The organism is Sorangiineae bacterium MSr12523, from assembly GCA_037157775.1.
Classification (GTDB): domain Bacteria; phylum Myxococcota_A; class Polyangia; order Polyangiales; family Polyangiaceae; genus Pendulispora; species Pendulispora brunnea.
Genome location: CP089982.1, coordinates 6248531 through 6263603 on the forward strand (window position 1 = coordinate 6248531; position 15073 = coordinate 6263603).

Genomic DNA, 15073 nt, shown 5'->3' on the forward strand with positions numbered 1-15073 from the left:
GGCTCCCATTCGGATGGATCCCCTGGGCAACCCCATCGCCGAGCGCATCGCGGAGAAACTCTCCGCGTATCTCGGCCCGAACACTAGCCGCGTGGCCGTGAAGACGTTCACGATCAAGGCGCTAGGCCGGGGTCCGGAAACGCTCAAGCTCGAGGACGTCCCTCAGTTGCAAGCTGCGCTGCGCCCCATGCTTCGCACCTTCGTGGGGCGCGCGTACGCGGAAGTGCTCCTCGGTCAAATCGGCAAAGAACTGGGGCTATGAGCGCGCACGCCATGGGCACCTCGAAAGCCGTATCCGACGTGCGCCTTTGGCAGCTGGCAATCTTTCCGGTCGTTTGGAGCATCGTCCTGGTGCTCTTGGTGGTCGTCCTTCCGACCTCCGCGCAGCCTGCATTGTTTCGCGTGGGTCAAGAATGCGTGAAGGTGCTCGCACTGAGCGGTTGTCTCTTCGCCGCGGCGGGCTTCGAGAAGGGCGACTACCTGCGCGGCGCATGGCTGTTCAACGCCGCGTGCTTTTCATTCTTGCTGGTGCGCGACTGCACGTTCTTGCCGGGGCTCAACGAGCTGACCAACATCGATCTGGTGCGGCCGGCGTTCGCGGGGACGGCGAACTTCTTCGGTGTGCTCAGTGCATGGCGGTTCGGGCGTGCATGGAGCGTGGCCGAGCTGCCCGACACGGGGCGCAATCGCTTCCGTACCTATGTGACCATGGGAGTGCTCGCGCTGTTCATTGCGGCGGGCTCGCTCGTGGTTCACGTGCGCGATGCCATGGCGGGCAACCGCGCGGCGTTGGTGTTCATCGCCTCGGGCGTCGGCGACATCGTCTCGCTATGCATGATCGCGCCGGTGCTGCCGACGGCGATCGCGCTGCGCGGCGGGTCGCTCGCGTGGCCGTGGGCGTTGATGGCCGTGGGGTTTCTCGGATGGCTCGGCTACGACTGCGCCGACGCCATCATGAGCATGGTGACCGTGGATCCCGGGATAAAGAGGACCCTGCTCGAGGTGTGCCGCACCTACGGATGCCTTTACGTGCTCTCGTCCGGCATTGCCCAGCGGCGTGTGGCTTCGCTCTCGGGTTGACGGGTGTGAAGATAGGTTAAGCGGCCGAGCCGGCTCCTGGACAGTGTCAAGGGGCGCGCTTAAATCATGGACGTGCCGCTCTACAAGAATCTCGACGGGACGACGCCCGACAAGGGCCTGGGTGACGCTCTCAAATGGCATTTCAGCCGGCCTCGCGCGGAGCAGGGTTTCGTCCCGCCGCAGGTCGCCAACGATGGGACGCGCATTGCGAGCGCGGAGCCCACCTTGACGTGGGTCGGTCATGCGACGTGGTTGATGCGCCTCGGCGGCAAGCTGATTGCCACCGATCCAATTTGGTCACCGCGTGTGGGGCCCATCAAGCGCACGTGCCCGCCCGGTGTGGCGTTGGAAAGTGTGCCCACGCCGGACATCGTCACTGTGTCGCATTCGCACTACGACCATTTGGATATTCCGACGTTGCGAAGGATCGGGCCGTCCGCGCTCTACGTGGTGCCGAAGGACGTCGGCCCGGTGCTGCAGCGCGCAGGGCTCACGCGGATCGTGGAGCTCGATTGGTGGGAGACGCACATCGAGGGTGACGTGGCCATCACGTTGGTGCCTGCGCAACATTGGTCGATCCGCTTTCCGTGGGATCGCAACCGGCGCTTGTGGGGCGGCTTCATCTACCAAGCGCCCCAAGCCACCGCCTACCACGCGGGCGACACGGCATTCAGCGAGGAGGTCTTCTCGCGCATCGCCGCGCGCTTCCCCTCGATCGACTATGCCCTCTTGCCCATCGGCGCCTACGAGCCCGCGTGGTTCATGCAAGCGCAGCACATGGGCCCCGAAGAAGCGGGCCGCGCATGGGAAATCCTCCAAGCGCGCATCCTCGTGGCGATGCACTGGGGCACCTTCCGCCTCACCGACGAACCCATGACCGAGCCCCCCGAGCGCCTCCGCACCTATTGGAAAGACCGCGACCACGACCCAAACCGCCTCTGGATCTTCCCCATCGGCGAAACCCGCCCCCTCTAAGGACGATCACGGCTTCGAGGTACGCGCCGCCTGAGCGAGCGGATTGACCCATCGAAGCTGGGAGAATCGCCCGAAGTCTTGATCGTTCGAATGCATTTCGGCCTGATACTCGATGGCCATCGCTGCCAATTGAGTGTCCGTGGTGAGGTTACCTGAAGCCCCCGACCGCCGAAGCAGGTCGAACGCGATCTCCAGATGGCGCGGGCCAGGCAATAGGAATCGAACGTTGGGCCGAGCCAACCACCCCTCGACCGTCGTGAGCGCCAGCTCGACGGACATTGGGGGATCGAACAATTTTCGATTGGTCGCGAGACGCACGAAACCGAACAAGGTCGGTCCCGGAATTGCGACGTCCTCGTCGCCGTTGAGCAGCTCCTCCCACCAACTACGTGCGCGAACGTGATCCGGATACGCCGAGAAATTGGCATACAGCAGCAAGTTGATATCCGGAATGATCACGAGCGTCGCATCTTCGCGATGAGCGCTTCGTCCTCGAACTCGTCGGCCAATTTGTTGAGCCCCGCCGGGTCGATGCCGGGCATGAGCTTTCCCTCATGGGGAGTCACCCGATAGGGTTCGCGGCGCTTCGATCCCAACCGAGGTACCAGCCCACGACGGATGGCTTCATTGACCACGATCTTGAAGGGTTTTCTCTGGCGATGCATCTCCTCCTCGATCAGTCGGGCAACATCTGGCTCGAGCGTCAAGGTGGTGCGCATGCAAGCATCTTGATGCTTTGCGATCTGTACGTCAAGATGCTGAGCGGATTTGGGAAGCGGTGGCGACTTCGGCGACGGGCCTTGCGTTCATGGGTTGGACGAGGGTGCGTCGGCAGGCTGACGGAGCATGCCGACGGAGACCAGGAGCCATGACAAGGTCAGGAACAAGCCGGCGAAGCAGCCCGGACGCGTGCACTCCTTGAGTCCTTCGTAGAGGATCATGCGGAGCTCGTCGGCACCTTTGCCTTCCTCGATGAATCGAGCCAACGTGGCAAAGACGGCGGCGAGATCGCTCCACGTCGCATGGGCCGTGGTGGCGAGGACGGTGATGGACATCGTGATGATGAACGGCAGCGTCTTGCGGCCGGGTGAGTAGGCGAAGCGAAGCGCCGCGCCCAAAGTGACCATGCCAAATACGAGAATGGTCCACATGCCCCATCCTCCCTCGCGAAAGAAATCGATCATCGTGTTCTCCTCGAAGACGTAAACTCGGGAGACGGAGAGGCGTGACCGGCCGGGGCTGGAAAAAAAGTTGGTCACGCCCCGCCGGTGGAGGCGTTCTCGAAGAGAAACATGGCGCTCTTGCAGATGGTCCTGACCGAAACTCCGCCCGCGGATGCGGCCACGGACGTGGCGCTCGTGGCCGCGCTCCGGCGGCGCGAGGCGCATGCCTTCGATGAGCTCTACCGGCGCTACCACACGCGGCTGTGGCGCTTTCTGGTGCGGCTGGGGGGCGCGCACGTGGCCGAGGATCTCTTCCAGGACACGTGGCTCGCGGTGGCGAAGCATGCGGCGCACCTGCAAGAGGACACGGATTTTGCGGCGTGGATTTTCACCGTGGCGCGCAACCGGTACCTAAGCCACCGGCGGTGGGCCTTCGTCGATCGGATGCGGCGCGAGTGGTTCGGCAAGGAGCCGTCGACCCCCGTCGTGGGGCCCGAGCGGGCGGCGGTGACGCGTCAAGAGACAGAGCGGGTGGAACACGCGCTCGAAACGCTCGCCCCGATCCATCGCGAGGTGCTGCTTCTCGTGGTCGTCGAAGGCCTCTCCACGGAGCAGGTGGGCAAGATTCTCGATTTGCAGAGCGAAGCGGTCCGCAAGCGACTCTCCCGGGCACGCGCTGCCCTCGCGGAACGACTGGAGGAGCGAACATGAGCGAGCATGACGGTGGCGTAGACAAAGAGTTGAAGAAGCTGCCCGAGGTTCCTCTGCCGCCGATGATGTCGGCATCCGTGCGGCGGAAGGCCCGCATTGCCTTTCTCGAATCCGGCGCACCGTCGACGGAGATGCGCGACGGCGATGTGCTGGTGGCGGTGTGGACGCGCACGGTGTTGCCTCTCTTGCTGCTGCTCATGGGCGCGGCGTACGCGGCGAACTCGATTGCCAGCATGGGGCGGGTGTATCTCGGGAATTGACAATAGTTCACCACGTCGTTAACTATTTCTCATCCTGTTAACGATGAGGTGAACCATGTCCAGCGAAGTGCCTGCGGGGTGGCCCCGCATTTCGTCCGCTCTTTTCTATGACGATGCGCCCGCCGCCATCGATTGGCTCGGCCGCGCTTTTGGCTTCGTCACCCGCCTCAAGGTCGAGGGGGACGACGGCAGCATCGTGCACTCGGAGCTCGAGTACGAAGAGGGGCTCATCATGGTGGGCTCCACAGCGCGCGGGACCGACGGGCGCAAGAGCCCGCGCTCGATCGATGGCGCGAACACGCAATCGCTCTTCATCTACGTGGCCGACATCGAGGCGCATTACGCGCGCGCCAAGGCTGCGGGCGCGAAGATCGTGGCCGAACTGGAGACGAAGAACTACGGCGACGAGCACTGGGTGGATCGCGGCTATGCGGCGGTGGATTGCGAAGGCCATCACTGGTGGTTCGCGCAGCGCATGAGCACCTCGAAGAAGCAGACCGCCTGATGACCGCGGCGGCCGTCGATCTGGATCGCACGCTCGCTGCGCTGGCCGATCCCACGCGCCGCGGCGTCGTGGATCTGCTCCGCCAAAGGCCGCAGCGCGCGGGGGAGCTCGCCGCGGCGTTCGACATGAGTGCACCGGCGATGAGCCGCCACCTTCGCGTGCTCCGCAAAACGGGCCTGGTCGAAGAGGACGAGCTCCCGGACGACGCACGCGTGCGCGTCTACCGCCTTCGGCCCGAGCCGTTTGCGCGATTGCGCGATTGGCTCGACGAGGTGGAGACGTTCTGGACAGGCCAACTCGATGCCTTCAAAGCCCACGCCGAACGGAGAAAAAAGCGCTCATGAACCTTCCCGATCGCGCCCGGGTCACGACCTTCGTCGCCGTCGAGCCAACGGAGGCCTTCGCGATCTTCACCGAGGAGATCGACCAGTGGTGGAAACGCGGCCGACGATTCCGCTTCGGCGGCCAAGGCACGCTGCGCTTCGAGGGCGGCCGGCTGGTGGAAACATTGGCTTCGGGCGGCGAATTCGAGGTGGGCCGCGTCCTCGTCTGGGAGCCGGGCGCCCGCCTGGTCTTCGAGTGGCGCGGGACCAACTTCGCCGTGGATGAAATCACCGAGGTCGAGGTGCGCTTCGAGGGCATGAACGACGGCACGCAGGTGATGCTCGAGCACCGCGGCTTCAGCAAGCTGCGGCCGGATCATCCGGCGCGCCATGGCCTGCTGGATCAGGCCTTCACCGACATGATGGGCCGCTGGTGGGGTGAGCTGGCCATGGCTTATCGCAACCATGTTGCAAATAAAGCGCAGCCGCCTCTGGCCTAGGCACCGGGCCGTCTCTATCCTCTGGGCATGGCAGCCATCGATTTCGACGCGATCCGGCGTGAGTGGGACGAACATGCAGCGGGGGAAGAAGAATGGACCAAATCGCCTTCGGTGAACCGCTCGCTGCGGTGGCGTGAAATCGACCGGTGTACCGATCCCGCGCGCGGGGTGCGAACCATCCTCGACGTGGGAGGCGCCACCGGTGCGTTCTCGATTCCCCTCGCCCGCCGCGGCTTCGAGGTCACCCACGTGGACATCTCGCCGGCGATGCTGGACATCGCGCGCGGCAAGGTGGAGGCGTCGCCCATCCGGGGCAGCGGCAGCATCCGCTTCATCGAAGGAAACGCGGCAGACCTTTCCGCATTCGCGGATCGCTCGTTCGACGTGGTGCTCAACATGGATGGCCCTCTCTCGGGCTCCGGCCCCGAGGCCGACCGCGTCCTCCGTGAAAGCTGCCGCGTGACCCGCCGCACGTTGATCGTGTCGGCCGCACACAAGGCCTGGGTGGCGACATCCCGCCGGCGCGACGGGAAATCGCGCGACGGTATCCGGGCCTTCACGGCGAGCGAGCTACGACGCTTCATCGAGAACAACGGCCTCCACGTCGAGCGCGCCTCCGGCATGGGTTCCCTCGCGCACCTCTGCGGAAACGCATACGTCCAGGAGCTCGTAGCATCGGGCGACAGCGGCGCATTCGAGGCGTTCGTCGACGAGTGCGAGCACTTCGACCGGCACATCTCCCCCGACGGCCCCGGCTCCAACGACGACACAGGCCTCTTCGCCATCGCCCGCCGGATCTAAGAAAGAGAGTTCACAGGGAGGCGGGGAGTTTTTTGGGTTCCACTCGGGCCAATGGACCAAAAGGAAACCCAAAAAAGCGCCCCGCGCGCTCTGTGCCGTAAGTCCTTCCCGCCTTCCCGCCTTCATGTGAATTCTCTCTAGCGCTCAACGTTGGGAGCGGGTCTTCCAGCGGGAGGCTTGGATGACGAGGAGTCGGGTACGCCCCAGGTTTGAATGGGGGTGGGCATATCCACGGGCTCGCGTGGCTCGTGGGTCTTCATCTCGCGCTGGTTGCGCTGCCGCTCCAGGGCCGCCTTGTTGGCGGTCTCGCCGTAGGCCTTGCGGATTTCGCTCACGAGGCCGCGCGAGTGCGCGTAGTTTTTCGGCGGCTCCCACGCTTGGGCGCCGAACAGGGATGCATGGTCGATCATCGCCTGACGCTCTTCCATCTTTTTCTCGAAGATGCGAACGCGGTCCGCCTTGTCGCGCATGATGTGCGGCGTGAGCACGAGCACCAGGTTGCTCTTCTCGTTGCTTTCCACCGTGTTGCGAAAGAGGGCTCCGAGAACGGGGATGTCGCCCAGGATGGGTACCTTGTCCACCGACTTGGTCACGTTGTTCCTCATCAGCCCGGCGATGACCACCGTCTCCTCGTCCTTCACGGTGAGCGTCGTGGTGGCCGAACGCTCGACGAAAATGACGGAACCGTACGTCGTGGTCGGACGCTCGGTGATGTCGCTGATCTGCTCGTCGACATCGAGCCGTATTTCGTCCGAGTCGTTGAGGTGGGGCGTGATTTTGATGCGCGGTCCAATCTTCTGCAAATTCGCGTTCGTGCTCGTGCCTGGAAACGTCGTGCCGCCCGCGATGACCGAAGGCGGCGGCGCATTCGGATTCAACGGCGTGTTGATCTGCACCTTGAGCTCGGCCGCGGTGTTGTCGCTCGCCACGATGCTCGGCGTGGAAAGAATATCGGTTCCCTTCGTACTCGCCGCGGCCGTGATGAGCATTCCCAGGCCCGGAATGGAGTTGATGCTCGAGCCCGTACCCGTAGGAATGCTGAACGGCAGCGGAATCTCCGGGGTGCGAACGCCCAACGCAAAGGCCTGAAGCGACGACGCGTCGGGCGGCAGCGCCGATTTGCTGGCCTGAAATCCTCCGTAGAGCAAGCTGCCATTGTCGGTGATGTTGCCGCCGTGCCAGGCCACACCGAAATTGAAGCCGCTGCTGGCCGAAACCTCCATGACCACGGCCTCGATGTAGACTTGCCGCTTCGGTCGATCCAGCTTTTCGATAACCATTTTAATCGATGCGAAATCGCGCGGTGACGATGTCACGAGGATCGAATTGGTCGATTCGTCCGCACTGATTTTCACCGCCGACTCCAGCACGCTCAGCGCCGCCTTCGGCGCACCGCCCCCGCCACCACCTCCCCCCGGCGCAGGCGCACCACCGCCCGCCGGCGCCGCACCGTTCACCGCCTCGTTGAGCGACTGCACGATCTTCTTCGCATCCACGTGCTGCAGCGGCACCACATTGATCTGCCCCTCGTTGCTCAGGGGCTGATCCATGATGCGCACGATGCCCAAAAGCCGCTTGTACGACTCGGGGGTGGCCACGATGGCCAGGGCATTCGGCCGATCGATGGCAATCACCTTGGTGATGTGAAGGCCGTCGTTGGTGGGAACGTCCTTCTTCTTCAAATCGAAGATCTCGGTCAGCTTTTTCTCCACGTCGGCCGCCGATGCATAATGAATCGGCTCGAAATACAGCTTGTCCTCGGAGGCATTGGGCACGTCGATGTCCTCGAGGAGCCGCATCATGCGCCGCAGGTTCGAGCCAGTGTCGGTCATGATGAGCAGGTTGCCCGGCGCATACGGCACGATGGAACCATCGCGACTTTGGAACTTCGACAGCACTTGCTCGGCCACGTCCTCCGCGCGCACGCTCTTCAGCCGCAGCACCTGCGTCACGTACCGATCCTCGGCGGGCAGCGAATCGTTCGGCACCACCGCGGTGTTCTGCCGCTCGACATCCTTCGATTCGACGATTTGATAATAGGTCCCACGCTCCAGCACCGTGAGGCCATTGGCCTGAAGCACGGAGAGAAAGGCCTGGTAGGCCTCGGCCGCCGTAATGGGCTGGGCCGCCACAATGGTGGCTCGAATCGATTTCACCTTGTTGTTGGCAATGACGAAGCGCTTGCCGGTAAATCCCCCCACGACGCGGACGAGCTCGGAGATCTCCGCGTCCACCAGCTGAAAGTTGATCTTCTCGTTGGGACCGACCGGTTTGACCTGCAGCTCCGGTTTGAATGGTGGGTCGGCCGCGAACACCGAACGAGGAAAGGCCAACAGCGACGAGAGGCCAACACAAAGGGACGCGCCTGCGAGGAAGACCTCGCGACGTAACGTAACTTTCAATGGCTTGTCGCGGTCTAGCGAATGGGTCGCAGTCGAGCAGCGGCAGCGGGACAAGCCCGGCGGGGCCGGCGCCCTAGCCCGTGCTTCGTGCAAGGATCGCCAGGCGTAGTGGCGATCCTTTCTTCCTAAACCGCACATCGCGCCGGTCCCGCCGGTTTCGTCCCGCTGCCGCGGTTCTCGCACCACGAAGGTGCGAGACCGGTACGTGTTGTTGAAACGCGCCCTTCGTGAATCATTTTGGTCGAAGACCTCCTGGCGAGGCGCGCTATTCCAACTTGGCGGTCACTTGCCACGATGGCAGTAGACCGGGAACTACGGACTAATTTTTTGCCTTGATGGCGTGGTCCGCCTCGCGTGCGCGCTGTCCGTAGAACTGCGCTTTATCGCGGTCGCCCAATTGCTGATAAACCCGCGTCAGGCTTTCACAAACCTCTTTGACATCGGCATTTCTCTTCAACTTGTCGGCGATGCTGAGAGCTTCCTGATAATGCCGTGCGGCAGCGTCTTTGCGACTCTCGCGCTCGTCGACTTTGCCCAAGGATTTATGGGCCTCGAGGGTCACCGAATCGGAGTGCTGCTCGTGCGCCAGGTCCAGCGCGTCATTGAAATACGTGCGCGCCCGGCCGGGGTCGCCTTTTGCAAATTCGGCATCGCCCACTGCGATGTAGGCATAGGGCACGTTGAGGGTCAGCCCGGCCCGGATGCGCAGGAACAAGCAGCGGCGCTGGTGGCGCAGGGCCTCGTCCAGCTTGCCTTCCTCCGCATAGAGGAAGCCCAGGTGGCGCACCGGAAAGGACAAAGTGGCAGGATCGTCGGCGCGCTCGGCCGAGGCCGCGGAGCGCTGGTAGTAGGGGCGCGCCTCCTCCTTGCGACCTTCCTGCTCGTAGGTCAGGCCGATGTGAAAAAGGCTCATGGCCTCGCCGGAGAGATCGCCCAACGCCTGGTAGGCGGTGAGGGCTTGCTGGAACTCGTTGCGAACCTTGGCGTAGCTGCCGCCGTTGAAGAGGATGTCGCGGTAATCGTAAAACGCGGCCGCGTCGATGACGGTGGCTTGGGCGGCGCGATTTCCGCTTTCGCGTGTCACGCGCTTGGCGTCCTCGATGGTCTTGCGCGCCGCAACGGGATCGACCGCGCCATAGAAGGCGCGATCGGCCAGGAGCCAAACCTTCGCAGCGGCGATGTCGCCCAGCCCCACGCGATCGCCCGAGGCCTGCGCGGTGGCTTCGGCCGCGCTCAAGGTGCGTTCGGCGAGATCGAACTCACCGCGACCGCGTTGAGCGCGTGACAGGGCGGCGGCTACGCCCCCGCACCCCGGACCTGCTCCCGAAGGAGAAGGAACGGGGCGATCGTTGTGCGAGCACGCCGCAAGCGAGAGCGCGGACGCGAGGAGGGAGGAAAGGAGGAGCTTAGTTCTGTCCACATTGCGTCATTACAATATCGACGCGGTGGGTACCAGTGAGGTTGGCCGGGATGCGGCGATCGGCCTGTTCCACGCCGTCAACGGAGAATCTGGCCACGCGGGTGCCGTTGCCGGTCACGCTCGCGTGAAGGGTCATGCCTCGATACGGAATGTTGTCCAACGTCGACTGGTGAAAGGCCGGCGGAACCACGGGCGCGAAGCTGACCCCCGTCGGGTCGAAGGTCATGCCGAAGATGCCGTGGTAAACCATGGAGAGGTACCCGGAGGCGCTCCAGAGCTGCCGCGGCGAGCCATCGGGATTGCCGTTTTCGGGCGTGTAGAACTCTTGGAACGTCGCATTCTTCTCGGAGAGCGCGCGAATGCGGTCGAACTCGTATTGAAAGCGCGGCACGTTCTTGGACTGCGTCGCCGCCCAGCCCCAATAGCCTTGAACGAACGGCCACACCATGCCGTTGTGGTAATAATCCGCGTCACCCGCGTCGTAATTCATCCATTCCGGGTACTGCGGCCACAGGCTCGGGATGCCCCATTGCGTGACGTACGTCTTTCGCAGGATGCTCCGCGTCTTCGCCGCGTCGGCCACGCCCCAGAGGATGGCGAACGACTCACCCGTTCCCTCCATCTTTTCCTCTTTGACGCCATTCTCGTCTTCGAAATACGCGTAATAACCCTTTTCGGGCATCCAGAGGTGGTCGTTGATGGCCTTCTTCAAGGCCTCCGCTTTGGCCTCGAACTCGGCCACGTCGGCGGGCTTGTTCAGGAGCTTGGCCATTTTCGCGGCCACGACGTATCCGCGGTAGTAAAGCAGATTCGTACTGAGCGCTTTGGTCTGCGCCAAAAGCGTTTTCGTATTTTCGTATTTCTTCGGATACCCGCTGTTCGATTCCATGAAGCTCGAGCACCCGCCGAAGAGGCCCGAGTCGGGCTTGAACACGTCGCGTTCTGCGCGCCGGAGCGAATTGACCGTAATGCCATAACTCCACGCGAGAAGCGGCTGATCCCCCGTAGTGAGGTAGAGCGACCATGCGCCCTGCGCGCCCACGATGGCGTCGCTCAAGTTGGGCCATCCGCCGAAGTGGCCGGCCTTGTCCTGAATCCAGACTTTGCCCGCGGCATCGTCTTCGGTCATGCCCTCGAGCGTCTTTTTCGCCACGTCCGGGTAAAGCAGGCCGGCCCCCAGATCGATCGAGTAGGACGTGTCGCGCGTCCATACTTGATCCCAATTTTGGCCGGCGATGAAAACGCCATTCTTCACATCGGCGGTAATGACGCCGAGCGCCTTCGTGTACGCGGCATCGTAATTCGCGAGGCCCGACGAGAACGCCAATTTGCCCGACGCCACCGGCGGTCGCGGCCCGCGGCATGCTCCCGCCGCGGTATCTAGCTCGGTATCGCTCAGTTGCTGCTCCGTATCCTGCGTGGCGTCTTGCCCCGGATGGTCGGTGGAACATGCTGCCATCCAACCTGCGCCTGCGAACGAAAGCAGCGCGATCGTCGATAGATGAAGGCTTTTCATGGATCGGTTTATAAGCCCTGGTCGAACGATGATGGTCATCCTCATTGTGTACGCCGAGCTCACGTGGAATTCAACATTCAACACAAGCTGGAGCGCGCATGTTCTCGCACACCCGATTTCGAATGATAGACTCCGCGGGCAACGGAAAGGAGAGGACGACATGAAGGCTCTCATTTCGGAACTCGTAGCCAAAGCGGATCTCAGCCAGGAGCAGGCGGAGAAAGTCGCCAATGTCGTGCGCAACTTCATCGGGTCCAAGGTTCCCGACGCGGTGCGTGGGCACGTCGAATCGGCGCTCACGGGTGAAAAAGTCGAAGGCGTCATCGATGCCGCCAAGAACGCCGTCAGCAACTTTCTGAAGTAACGCCAAGGCCGTCACGTTTCCCGTTCCCACGCGGCTGGGAACGGGAGCGGCTCATCTTTCTCGGGTGCGGGAACGGGACGGTGTATCCTGCGGCGCGATGCGCTTCCGAACCCTTGTCGTGTCGCTGTCGCTTGGACTCATGACCTGCATGACCTGCATGTCGCACGTCGGATGCAATTCCACGGGCGACGGCATTCCCGAAGCACCGGGGCCTTTCGGTCACACACCGAAGATCGATCTGCGCAAACAGATCGAGCGCTTGGACGGCCCCGTCGACGTGATGCGTGACAAGAACGGCGTGGTGCACATCTACGCCACCACGGCGCCCGATGCGATGCGCGTGCAGGGATACCAACTCGCGCGCGACCGCACCGCACAGCTCGAGTTGATCCGGCGCTTGGCCGAAGGCCGCATGGCGGAGGTGCTCGGCGGTCTCAGTCCGGACTTGATCGACGCCGACATCAGCGCGCGCACCGTCGGGCTGCACCGTGTGGCCAAAAAGATGTACGACGCCCTGCCCGCCGAGAGCGAGGCGAAGAAGCTGCTCGACGCGTACGCCGACGGCATTTCGCAATTCAATGCGCGCCTGAATTCGGAGAATGCCGAGATGGCGGAGGCGCTGCCCGAATCGATGTCGCTTCTTCCTCTGGCCGCGTTCGAGCCCTGGACGGGTGCCGACGTTCTCGCGGTGGCGCGGTTCCAGTCGCAGCAGCTGTCGTTCGACGTGGAAAGCGAAATTGCGCAGTCGAGCTTCATTGCCAAATGGCGCGCCACCTTCAATGCGACCGCGACGGATGCTCGCCTAAAAGATCGCGCCAACCTTCTGGCGCAGTATGCAGCGTTCAAACCGATCGACACGGCGACGGTGTTGCCCGGCTTTCCCAACGACGGGGGACACGTGCAATCGCAGCCGATCGAGATCGTTCCGCGACCCATCGCGCAGATGCAGGTGGTGCCGCGTGCAGCGGCCCGAGCCCCAACGCCGCCGGCGGCATTCGATGCGGCCAAGGGGTTCGTATCGGGCCTGACGACGCTGAAGTCCTTCCTCGGGGAGCGCCCGTTCACCGGATCGAACAATTGGGTCGTCGCGCCCAGCCGCACCACGAGCGGGCACGCGCTGCTGGCCAGCGATCCGCACCTGACCTTGTCGGCACCCGCGGTGTTCTGGATGGTGCACCTCAATGTCATCAATGCCAGCGATCCCGCGCAGAACCTGGATGTCTCGGGGTTGGCCTTCCCGGGAATCGCGGGCGTCATTCTGGGGTACAACAAGAACGTCGGCTGGGGCGCGACCACCGCCAACTACGACGTGTCGGACGTCTACAGCGAAACGCTGAGCGGCGATGCCTCGGGCGTCATGTTCAACGGCCAGAGCGTGCCGTTCGAGAAGATTCACGAGACCATCAAAGTCCAAGGGCAAGATCCCATCGAGTACGACGTGCTGAACGTGCCCCACCACGGCCCGGTGGTTCCAACCATCGTGGAGCACAAGGTGGTGCCGCCGGATCCGGCGAAGGCGGTGCTCAGCATGCGCTGGACGGGAATGCAGCCCACCAACGAGCTCGCGGCCGTATTCGGATTCATGCGCGCCAAGAACGTCGAGGACGCGCGAACGGCCATTCGAAACTTCTCCGTGGGCGCCCAAAACTGGGTATTCGCCGATACCAATGGGGATATCTTCTACTCGTCCCAATCCCAAATACCGAAGCGCGACAAGCGCGCGTATACGTGGGACCCGAATACCTTCTCGGGGACGCTGCCGTGCTTCGTCCTTCCGGGCGACGGCACGGCGGAGTGGACGGGGGAATATCTCCCCGAAGCGTACGTGCCGCACGTGAAGAACCCTTCGTCGGGGTACATTGCCACGGCCAACAACGACCAGGTGGGCGTGACGCTCGACGGCGATCCGTCCAATGACAAATTGCCCAATGGCGAATCCTTCTACGTGGGCGGCTGCAACTACGATCCGGGCTTCCGCGAGGCGCGCATCAAGCAACGCATCGAGGCCGTGGGCAACAAGATGACCCCCGAGGAGATGGCCTCCATCCAAGCCGACGCGCGATCGCCGCTCGGTGCGGAGCTCACGCCGAAGTTGCTCGAGGCCCTCGGCCGCGCCGAGCAGGAACGCGCCACGCCGGGTTCCCATCCGGATCTCACCGCCGTGGTGAAGAACGCGGCATACGACCCCGCCCTCATCGCCGAGGTGCAAGACGTCCTGCGGCGCTGGGCGGTGGAAAAAGACTACGAGGCCGCGGCAGGACTCAACCTCGACGACAACAAGCTGTCGACGGATCCGGGCGAGGCCCTCGCCAGCAAAGCGACGCTCATCTTCAACGTGTGGCTCGTCCGGATGCTCGGGGCAACGTTCGACGATGAGCTTGGCAAACTCGACTTCAAGTCGTCGCCGTTCGATATCCGCGTGGCGCTGGTCAACATCGTGCGTTCGAACGATGCGGTGCTCTTCGACGATCTGGGCACCGATGCCGTGGAGACGCGGGACGAGCGCATGGTCACCTCGCTGCTCGACGCGCTCACCTTCTTGAAGGCCGACCCGAGGGCCGGGGCCGAACGGAACGCGTGGCGGTGGGGCGCCTTCCACACGCTGCGCTTCGAATCCTTGGTCCCGTTGTGGCCGTCACTGTCCATTCCGCAGGGCGGCGATGCGACATTCCCCAGGGGCTTCCCCCGCCATGGTGATGGGTACAACGTCGACGTTGCGACCTACAGCACCGGTACCCGAAACCTTTCTCAGGTAAATTTCAGTTACTCGCACGGCCCGACGCAGCGCTTCGTCATCGAAATGGATCCGGCGGGGCCGCGTGCCCGCAATGCCCTGCCGGGCGGCGCCGTCTGGGACGACAAGGACAAGCATTTCCGCGACGAGGCCGAGCTCTGGCGGCGCAATCAGAATCACGCGGTGCCGTTCACGCACGACGATGTGAAGGCAGAAGCGGAAACGCGAACTCTCTACTCGTCATCGCCGCCCTCCAAATGAGTCGCACACGCGCTTACCCGTTCTGCCGTTGCAGCGTTGCGTGACTGCGCAACGTGAT

The 15073-nt window shown here is 63.4% G+C and carries 17 protein-coding genes; 11 read left to right on the top strand and 6 right to left on the bottom strand.

Annotated elements, in window-relative coordinates; all coding sequences use genetic code 11:
• Positions 1–13: 13 nt before the first annotated feature.
• The 3 genes from LZC95_24040 (at position 14) to LZC95_24050 (ending at position 2055) form a co-directional block, all read left to right on the top strand.
• Positions 14–262, top strand: a complete 249-nt coding sequence (locus LZC95_24040) for a hypothetical protein (protein ID WXA99873.1) — start codon at positions 14–16, stop codon at positions 260–262.
• An 11-nt stretch (positions 263–273) separates the two neighbouring features.
• On the top strand, positions 274–1080 hold the full coding sequence (locus LZC95_24045; protein WXA99874.1) for a hypothetical protein: 807 nt from the start codon (positions 274–276) through the stop codon (positions 1078–1080).
• Positions 1081–1146: 66 nt separating this feature from the next.
• Entirely contained in the window at positions 1147–2055 is a 909-nt protein-coding gene (locus LZC95_24050) for an MBL fold metallo-hydrolase (GenBank protein WXA99875.1), read from the top strand.
• Between the two features lie 6 nt (positions 2056–2061).
• On the opposite strand, the gene LZC95_24055 is transcribed toward LZC95_24050, so the two are convergent.
• From LZC95_24055 to LZC95_24065, 3 genes are all read right to left on the bottom strand, one after another.
• A complete protein-coding gene (locus tag LZC95_24055; protein WXA99876.1) occupies positions 2062–2514 on the bottom strand; it encodes a type II toxin-antitoxin system VapC family toxin in 453 nt (150 codons plus the stop codon).
• Positions 2511–2774 (bottom strand): hypothetical protein, encoded by a 264-nt coding sequence (locus tag LZC95_24060; protein WXA99877.1) that lies wholly within the window; start codon positions 2772–2774, stop codon positions 2511–2513. The genes LZC95_24055 and LZC95_24060 overlap by 4 nt, the downstream gene beginning before the upstream one ends.
• Before the next feature lie 87 nt (positions 2775–2861).
• Entirely contained in the window at positions 2862–3239 is a 378-nt protein-coding gene (locus LZC95_24065; GenBank protein WXA99878.1) for a hypothetical protein, read from the bottom strand.
• Positions 3240–3347: 108 nt separating this feature from the next.
• Between LZC95_24065 and LZC95_24070 the strand changes: the two genes are divergently transcribed.
• Genes LZC95_24070 through LZC95_24095 form a run of 6 tightly spaced genes read left to right on the top strand, consistent with a single transcriptional unit; the run spans position 3348 to position 6318 of the window.
• A complete protein-coding gene (locus tag LZC95_24070; GenBank protein ID WXA99879.1) occupies positions 3348–3929 on the top strand; it encodes an RNA polymerase sigma factor in 582 nt (193 codons plus the stop codon).
• A complete protein-coding gene (locus LZC95_24075; protein ID WXA99880.1) occupies positions 3926–4189 on the top strand; it encodes a hypothetical protein in 264 nt (87 codons plus the stop codon). Before LZC95_24070 ends, LZC95_24075 begins: the two co-directional genes overlap by 4 nt.
• Positions 4190–4244: 55 nt before the next feature.
• Positions 4245–4694: an aminotransferase gene (locus tag LZC95_24080; GenBank protein WXA99881.1), complete on the top strand. Its 450-nt coding sequence runs from the start codon at positions 4245–4247 to the stop codon at positions 4692–4694.
• Entirely contained in the window at positions 4694–5038 is a 345-nt protein-coding gene (locus tag LZC95_24085; GenBank protein WXA99882.1) for a metalloregulator ArsR/SmtB family transcription factor, read from the top strand. The genes LZC95_24080 and LZC95_24085 overlap by 1 nt, the downstream gene beginning before the upstream one ends.
• Complete coding sequence (locus LZC95_24090; GenBank protein WXA99883.1) at positions 5035–5517, top strand: SRPBCC domain-containing protein; 483 nt, start codon at positions 5035–5037, stop codon at positions 5515–5517. Before LZC95_24085 ends, LZC95_24090 begins: the two co-directional genes overlap by 4 nt.
• Before the next feature lie 27 nt (positions 5518–5544).
• The gene (locus LZC95_24095) at positions 5545–6318 is read left to right on the top strand and encodes a class I SAM-dependent methyltransferase (GenBank protein ID WXA99884.1); all 774 of its coding nucleotides are present in this window, start codon (positions 5545–5547) and stop codon (positions 6316–6318) included.
• 137 nt (positions 6319–6455) lie between these two features.
• On the opposite strand, the gene gspD is transcribed toward LZC95_24095, so the two are convergent.
• From gspD to LZC95_24110, 3 genes are all read right to left on the bottom strand, one after another.
• Positions 6456–8720 carry a type II secretion system secretin GspD gene (gene gspD / locus LZC95_24100; protein WXA99885.1) on the bottom strand — a complete coding sequence of 755 codons (2265 nt, stop codon included), beginning with the start codon at positions 8718–8720 and terminating at the stop codon, positions 6456–6458.
• A gap of 319 nt (positions 8721–9039) precedes the next feature.
• On the bottom strand, positions 9040–10140 hold the full coding sequence (locus LZC95_24105; GenBank protein WXA99886.1) for a tetratricopeptide repeat protein: 1101 nt from the start codon (positions 10138–10140) through the stop codon (positions 9040–9042).
• A complete protein-coding gene (locus LZC95_24110) occupies positions 10127–11656 on the bottom strand; it encodes a hypothetical protein (protein WXA99887.1) in 1530 nt (509 codons plus the stop codon). The genes LZC95_24105 and LZC95_24110 overlap by 14 nt, the downstream gene beginning before the upstream one ends.
• Positions 11657–11816: 160 nt before the next feature.
• Between LZC95_24110 and LZC95_24115 the strand changes: the two genes are divergently transcribed.
• Both LZC95_24115 and LZC95_24120 read left to right on the top strand, forming a co-directional pair.
• Positions 11817–12020: a hypothetical protein gene (locus LZC95_24115; GenBank protein WXA99888.1), complete on the top strand. Its 204-nt coding sequence runs from the start codon at positions 11817–11819 to the stop codon at positions 12018–12020.
• 97 nt (positions 12021–12117) lie between these two features.
• The gene (locus tag LZC95_24120) at positions 12118–15015 is read left to right on the top strand and encodes a penicillin acylase family protein (protein WXA99889.1); all 2898 of its coding nucleotides are present in this window, start codon (positions 12118–12120) and stop codon (positions 15013–15015) included.
• Positions 15016–15073 lie beyond the last annotated feature (58 nt).